We start from the raw sequence: 6,919 nt of genomic DNA on the forward strand, positions 1-6,919 counted from the left end.
GTCCTCCGCGCCGCGTCTTTCGCCGACCGGTGCCTGATCGGCAGCCGGTGCGGCCGGGCGGGGATCGGTTAGCAACGGTGCGTGCCACTCGGCCAACACGTCGAGGTCGCCGTCGAGAAAGCGCTGCCGACAGCTGCTCCGCCGGATCTTTCCGCTCGACGTTGTCGGGATCCGTAACGGCTCCAACAGCGCCACGGCGTCCGGCTGGATCTCGTGTTGTTCGGTGATCGCGGTGCGGATAGCGTCGATAACCTCGCTGACGTCGACGTCAGCAATCCGATCACTGTCGACCTCCTGCGCGACGATGAGCGCTTCGGAGCCACCCGACTGCGGCGTGCCCGAGAAGGCGGCCCCCCGACCGCGCAGCAGCGCCGGATGGCTGTCCTGCGCCGTCCTCTCGATGTCTTCGGGGTAGTAATTGCGGCCGCGGATCACGACGAGATCTTTCAGCCGGCCCGTGAGGAACAGCTCGCCGTCCATCTGGAAGCCCAGGTCACCAGTGCGCAGGAACGGGCCTTTCCCGGTAGCTGTCCCGCTGCTTGCTAGGAACGCCGAGAAAGTCTCCTCCGTTTCGGCGGGCCTGCCCAAATAGCCTTGGGCGATGCTCCCGCCGGCGAGCCAGATCTCCCCAACCGCGCTGTTCGCAGATGGCCGCCGGGTCGCCGGATCCACGATGACGATCTCATGGCCGCGCTGAGCGCGGCCGCAGCCGACGAACGACGTGGCGGCCGGGTGCTCTGGCGTGACGGTCACGACATGCTGTTCGCGTAGTGCGACGCCGTCGAGGTGTCGCACCACCGGCACGGCCCAATCCGATCTACCGGAAACCAGCAGGGTGGACTCGGCCATCCCATATACCGGGTTGAACGCCTCCGGCCGGAAACCGGCCGGGCCGAAGGCATCGGCGAACCGCTGCAGGGTGGCGGCCCGAACCGGCTCCGCACCACACATGGCCGTCGTCCAGGTGGACAGATCGAGCGCCGCGCGTTCCTCCGCACTGCTGCGGTCGACGCAGAGCTCGTAGGCAAAGTTCGGCGCGGTGGTGATCGTGCCGCGGTGCCGGGAAATCGCTTCCAGCCAGCGCATTGGGCGCTCAATAAACGCCTCAGGCGGCATAAGGAAGGAAGTGCAGCCGACGTAAAGTCCTTCGAGGACACCGCCGATGAGACCCATGTCGTGATGGAGCGGCAGCCAGAACACGCCGATCGCGTTGTCGTGTCCGCGTCCCCACGCCTGACGGATAGCATCCAGGTTGTGGAGCACGTTACGGTGCGTCACCACAACGCCCTTCGGCGAACTCGTTGAACCCGACGTGTACTGCACAAAGGCGGCTGTGTTCGCGTCGACGTCTGGCGCGACCCACTCCGCGGCGCCGTCCGGCGTGATGGCATCCACGGCGCACCACTGCAGGGAATTCCCGTCGGCCAAGTCGTCCACCGCGGCCTTGAGCTCGGCCTCCAACTTGGCGGTGGTGAGGACGAAGCCGGCTTGCACATCCGCGACAATCGACGCGACGCGGCCCATTACCCGGTTGCGCACCGGCGGATGCACTGGTACCGCGACGGCTCCGGCGTAGATACATCCGAAGAAGCTGGCGACGAAGTCCAAGCCCGAGGGGCATAGGACCAATACGCGTTCGCCGGTAGCGCCCTGTCGGTGCAAAGTGGACGCGATTGCTCGAGCCCTGACGTCCAGCTCGTGATAGGTAAGCCGGCTATGTTCTTCCCCACCGGGGGAATAGTGGCAATAGTCGAAAGCAATCTTGTCCTGATAGCGCTCGGCCCGCTGCCGCATAACGTCTAGCAAAGTTGCCGAGGGTGAATCCGCGTCCGCTGGCATCTCGTTACCTGATCCTGACCTCAATCACGGGACGCCGACGCCACTGCGTTGCCTGGCGAGATCTCGCCGCAGGGCGACGTCGGCGAGCGTCGGCAGCCATCCGTTACCTCCCCGATCGCCGGACGACCTTAGCCTGACAAGGACTCTACCGGCATCTTCGCGTGAAGTGCCGTCCCAGGGACCCGGGCCACCGCCGCCGAACGGTGATATGCCGACGCAATCTCGGCGAATACCTCGGCAAATCCACCTTCGTGCGCGCTGTAGACCGCGTCAGCAACTTCTGCCGTGTGATGTGACGAGGTTCACGGAGACTGCCTTGGGTGTTGATGCCATCAACACCCAAGGCTTAATCCCCGGTACTTTCGTGTGCATTCCCGTCGTTTCGCGTGTTCAAATTCGGCATCTTCACAGCTCAGCGGGATTTTGGCGCCTGGTTCGATTCCCGGCAGCTCACTGAAAACACGCTGGTCACAGGCCTAGATGTAGCGGACGCCAGGGCCGAGGGATGTTCGATGTCAACCTGGGCCGAGGTGTAGTCGATCTCGGCGTCCGCACGCGCCGATGGCGCGACGATGGCGACCTTGGAGGTGATGGGCCGTGATCCACCGAGTCCGTCGATCTGAAGGACGTCGGGTGAGCCCATCAGCCTCAGCAGCAGCCTGTCACGTTCCGGACCGGGTGCCGGGAGGTGCGCGTCGTGGAAGTAGAGGCCCTTGCTGGTCCCGCGCATCAGCACCAACGGCACCAGGCTCTGTTCGGTCACGATGCCGTCACCGTGCCGAAGCCGTACAGCGCGTGCGGATTGTCCACGAGGATCGCATTGCGGACACTCGCGTCGGGAGCCCAGTTGGCGAGCACGTCGAGGAGGTCGCCGACGTTGGGCATCGGCCCCCAGAAGCCGACGTGCGGCCAGTCTGATCCCCACACGCAGCGGTCCGCAGTGACGTCGAGCAGCGACTGGGCAAACGGGACGGCGTCGGCATACGGCGGTGTCTTCGACAGCCGGTACACCCCGTCGAGTTTCACCCAGCCGCCATCGGCGGCGAGTTTGAGCAACTGCTTCCAGCCCGGTGAGTCGATGCCCGCGTCGACGTCGAAGTAGCCCATGTTGTCGATGACGTAGGGCACGCGCAGCTTGGACAGCCGACCGGCGATCGGCTCGAGGCGGTCGGCCCGAGCGAGAAACTGCAGATGCCAACCGAGTTCTTCGCACAGGCTCTCGTAGTCGGCCAGGTGGTCCAGGCCGATCCCGCCGCCGGACACAGTGTTGAGCCGCAGTCCGACCACGCCGGCGTCCTTGAGTGCGGCGAGTTGCTTGTCGGGCAGGTTATGTGGAGCTACCGCGATGCCTCGGAGGCGGCCAGGATTCGCTTTGAGCGTCTCGACCATCAGCGAGTTGTCCGTGCCGTGGGCGCTGACCTGCACGACGACGCCGTAGGTCATGTCGGTCGCGTCGAGCATCGACAGGTAGTTCTCTGGTGGTGCGGGAACGGGTGTGAAGCTGCGCTCCGGCACGTAGGGGTTGCTGACCCCGTCGCCCACGATGTGGGCGTGCGCGTCGACCGCCCCTGCGGGCACGGTGTATCGCGTCGGCGGGTGCTCATCCGGGTCAGGTGGTGGGCTCAGCGGTGGTGATTTGCCGGAATCGTTGGGATTGTTCATGATCCACCTTCCTCAGCTCGCGTAGTAGGGGTAGCCGTTGTCCTTGGTCTCGGCCTCCACCTTGCGGAGCATGGCCGGCCATTCCAGTAGCCCGTATCGGCGCAGCGTGGTGGGAGCGAACACCTTGCCCGTCAGTTCAACAACGTCCTCGGGCGGGGTGCTAACACCGTCCTTGCCCGCCGAAAGCGCCAGAACCTGTGCACGGCAGGATGTTTCGAGCTGATAGAGGTAATTGAACGCCTCGGCGATAGTCGGACCTGCCGCGAGCAAACCGTGGTTGCGCAGGATCATCGCATTGTGGTTACCGAGGTTGGCGACCAGACGCTTTTGCTCATCCATGGACAGCGCGGGGCCCTCGTAGTCGTGGTAGCCGATGTTGCCCGCGAACCGCATTGAGTTCTGCGTGAGCGGGAGCAACCCGTCCCTCTGTGCGGCGACAGCCATGCCTGCGGTGCTATGGGTGTGGATAACCGAGTTGATATCCTTACGCGCCTTGTGGATTGCGCTGTGGATCACGTAGCCGGCGGCGTTGATCCCGTAGTCGGTGCCCTCGGGCTTGAACACGACCGTACCGTCGAGATCGACCTTGGCCAGGCTCGAAGCGGTGATCTCCTTATAGGTCAGCCCATACAGGTTGATCAGAAAGGTCTCCGTTCCCGGCACTCGCACGGTGATGTGGTTGTAGATCATGTAGGACATGTCGTAGATGTCGACGAGGCGATAGGCCGCCGCCAGATCCACACGGGCCTTCCATTCCTCCTCGCTGACTTTGCCCTTCAGTGACGGGAAGTCGGTCGAGAAGTTCAGAGGCCCGCCGTCGTTCTCCTTGAGTCCCGAACTGCGCTTCACCTGTTCGAAGTCGATCGTGTTGGTTGCCATCTCTTCACTTCCTCTACTCGTCATGGCTCGTCCCTATCTCCTTCATACCACAGAATTGTAGGATGATTGCAAGGGGCAATATGGGCCTGTAAAATCGTTCTCAACGGGATGACCCACGGATTTCACGCACCAAGAGGGAGGCCGGTGGTCGGCGGGAAGGTTAGCGCGCCAACTCAGAGCCCCGACCTCAGCGGATTAACGGGAACGCAACGTGCGGTGGTAGCACTCCGCGACGGCATTCGCACCGGGCGCTACGTTCCCGGGCAACGCCTGGTGGAGGTCGACCTGGTCAATGACCTTGGTGTAGGCCGCAATTCGTTGCGGGAGGCATTCTCGCGGTTGGCCAGTGAAGGCCTCATCGTCGTCGAGCCGCATCGTGGCGCCTCCATTCGCAAGCGGAGCCGCACAGAGGTCGCCCAGCTCTACGACATCAGCGAGGTGCTGGAGGGGCTGGCAGCGCGCAATGCGGCGGAAGGCATCGGTCGGCCGGGCAATGCGGAATTGTTGAAATCGTTCGTCGAGCGCCAGGCCGAGTCGGTTCCGATCAGCGCCCACCAGCAGGTCGACGCCGCCGCCGACCTTCACGAGGCCATTCTGCGAATGTCGGACAATCCGCGACTGATCGAGCTCGGCACGAACATGCACATCCTCACGTTCAGCCTGCAACTGCGGCACAGCCAGCTCGCCGCCGATCATCCCCTCAGCGGGCACTCGCTCGCCGAACACCGCGACATTGTCGACGCCATCCTCGCCGGCGATCCGCAACACGCCGAGGAAGTCATGCGCAGCCACATCCGCAATGGCAAGCAGCGCCTGATGGCACTCCCCGACAACGTGTTCTACTGAACCTGGCGACGGCCTACGGCCCGTAACGGAATTGGAAGTCGCGATCTATCGTCACAGCCTGGGCAAGGCAATAGGTACCGTGAGTTTCTTCGCGTTGCACCGCTATCACGGAATGATTGTCAACAGAAGGCGCACTAGTTCTGCTTGCCGATGTGTGTCGGTCTTATCGAAGATGTGTTGCAGGTGGGTCTTAACTGTGGCCATTGAAAGCGACAGTTCCTCACAGATCGGTTTGAGGCCGTCACCTCGCAATACCCGCAGCGCGACGTCGGCCTCGGCATTCGTTAAGCCATATACGCGCCTCAGAAGTTGGGTCGGAGGCTCAGGCTGCTGCTCCGGGTCCACGAGTACGACCAGCGCTCGGGCCGCTGACATGTTCTCGGTTGTCGGGCTGAATGGCAGCACGTGGATCACGTACGGACGCTTCCCGGATGGTCGTCTGCACAGAAGGGAATTGCCGTCGCGAGGACTGCTTTGGTGTTCGAGGAGGGCACCGACGATGCTGCGGCGTAACTCAGCGTTGGCCGAAGCACTGGTCGCTTCAACGCTGCCAGACCGTATACACAGTCCGTCGCCGCATTTCAGGATTCGCTCGGCGGCGGAATTCAGGTGCATAACAACCGAACCCGCGCCGACGACGACGATGCCGTGCCGAACGCTGTCGACGGCCCGGGCGATGTCGCTCGCGCCTTGAGCAAATTGCTCGAGGTGACCTTGGGTGCGAAGCGCCTGCTGCAGGTGGGGGACTAGGGCGCTCACCAACTTCACGCGCTCAGCTGTATCGAACGGGACCGAGCGCCTTGGTGCCGCTACAAGGAAACATGTCGGCGTCGAGCCGTCGGTAAGCCGCACGAATAATCCGTCATCCATCTCGTAGGGACGCATAAAGTCCGCGTTGAACTCCGACCGCGCGTTCAACGCCACCAGCGGCTGCCCACTCCGTATCAAACCGAGGGGGCCTTTCTCGACGGCGTCCAGTACGTAGTCGATCTGGCAGTAGTACTCGCTGTAGGCATTTTGCGCCTGCTGCGGGAGGCTGGCGCTCTTGATCGAGCGGCCCGTTCCATCGGGCATCAACAACCCAGCGCTCTGCGCGTCGAGCGTGCGACGAACATCCGCCATGGCCACAATCCAGTTCTCGGGGGTGAGCGCCGAGGCGTAGATGGCCGAAACTATGCGCGAGAAGTCATCGATCCCGACCACGGCCGGCTCTCCCGGTGGTCCGCTGGAACAATCGTCAACGTCTTCTTCCTCTGTATTCAACAGGGGGATTACCTGTGTATTTGTTGGAAGTTTACCGATTTCATCTGTTCGGATGAGGCCGCGGGCGGGTTTCAGGGCGTTTTCTTACACACATGCTCAGCGGTGACGGCACTCAGCCGCGACGCAAAGGCCGCAGCCGTCCTTGCTGAGTGAGCGCCGCAATGCCGGGGCTGAGCAGCGCCTACACGCAAGAAGGAGATCGACGCATGACCGGAAGTCTTCCAAGGATCCAGCGACGTATCACCACGGCAGCTGAAACGCCCACTCGCCTCAACCGGCCGGATTTGGCACCAGCCGGCTCCGCAGAGGGGCGCGCTGGCGTCGAACCCGTAGTGGAAACCGCGGTGGCCGAGGCGCCCATTTTGATCACCGAACAAGAAGTGATCTTTGGCACGGCGGCCGCAGTGAGAGTCCCGAGCAACAAGGCCGC

Annotated in this window: 7 protein-coding genes; 2 read left to right on the forward strand and 5 right to left on the reverse strand. The window is 63.2% G+C overall.

The window, feature by feature from the left end:
* The 4 genes from VNW74_RS26115 to VNW74_RS26130 form a co-directional block, all read right to left on the reverse strand.
* The coding region (locus tag VNW74_RS26115) for a fatty acyl-AMP ligase (protein ID WP_325682245.1) at positions 1 to 1,794 on the reverse strand (1,794 nt) is incomplete at its 3' end.
* A gap of 457 nt (positions 1,795 to 2,251) precedes the next feature.
* Positions 2,252 to 2,602: a PrpF domain-containing protein gene (locus tag VNW74_RS26120; protein WP_325682247.1), complete on the reverse strand. Its 351-nt coding sequence runs from the start codon at positions 2,600 to 2,602 to the stop codon at positions 2,252 to 2,254.
* Positions 2,599 to 3,501, reverse strand: a complete 903-nt coding sequence (locus tag VNW74_RS26125) for an amidohydrolase family protein (protein WP_325682249.1) — start codon at positions 3,499 to 3,501, stop codon at positions 2,599 to 2,601. Before VNW74_RS26125 ends, VNW74_RS26120 begins: the two co-directional genes overlap by 4 nt.
* Before the next feature lie 12 nt (positions 3,502 to 3,513).
* Positions 3,514 to 4,380 carry a class II aldolase/adducin family protein gene (locus VNW74_RS26130; protein WP_325682251.1) on the reverse strand — a complete coding sequence of 289 codons (867 nt, stop codon included), beginning with the start codon at positions 4,378 to 4,380 and terminating at the stop codon, positions 3,514 to 3,516.
* Positions 4,381 to 4,596: 216 nt separating this feature from the next.
* On the opposite strand from VNW74_RS26130, the gene VNW74_RS26135 reads away from it, so the two are divergent.
* The gene (locus tag VNW74_RS26135) at positions 4,597 to 5,226 is read left to right on the forward strand and encodes a GntR family transcriptional regulator (RefSeq protein WP_325682253.1); all 630 of its coding nucleotides are present in this window, start codon (positions 4,597 to 4,599) and stop codon (positions 5,224 to 5,226) included.
* Positions 5,227 to 5,331: 105 nt separating this feature from the next.
* On the opposite strand, the gene VNW74_RS26140 is transcribed toward VNW74_RS26135, so the two are convergent.
* Complete coding sequence (locus VNW74_RS26140) at positions 5,332 to 6,429, reverse strand: helix-turn-helix transcriptional regulator (RefSeq protein WP_325682255.1); 1,098 nt, start codon at positions 6,427 to 6,429, stop codon at positions 5,332 to 5,334.
* Positions 6,430 to 6,695: 266 nt separating this feature from the next.
* Between VNW74_RS26140 and VNW74_RS26145 the strand changes: the two genes are divergently transcribed.
* The coding region (locus VNW74_RS26145) for a hypothetical protein (protein WP_325682257.1) at positions 6,696 to 6,919 on the forward strand (224 nt) is incomplete at its 3' end.

It is taken from the genome of Mycobacterium sp. (genome assembly GCF_035570115.1).
In the GTDB taxonomy this organism is placed as follows: Bacteria; Actinomycetota; Actinomycetes; order Mycobacteriales; family Mycobacteriaceae; genus Mycobacterium.

Coding starts and splice junctions, on each gene's coding strand:
- VNW74_RS26125 (WP_325682249.1), bottom strand. CDS start 3,501: ATGAACAATCCCAACGATTCCGGCAAATCACCACCGCTGAGCCCACCA.
- VNW74_RS26130 (WP_325682251.1), bottom strand. CDS start 4,380: ATGGCAACCAACACGATCGACTTCGAACAGGTGAAGCGCAGTTCGGGA.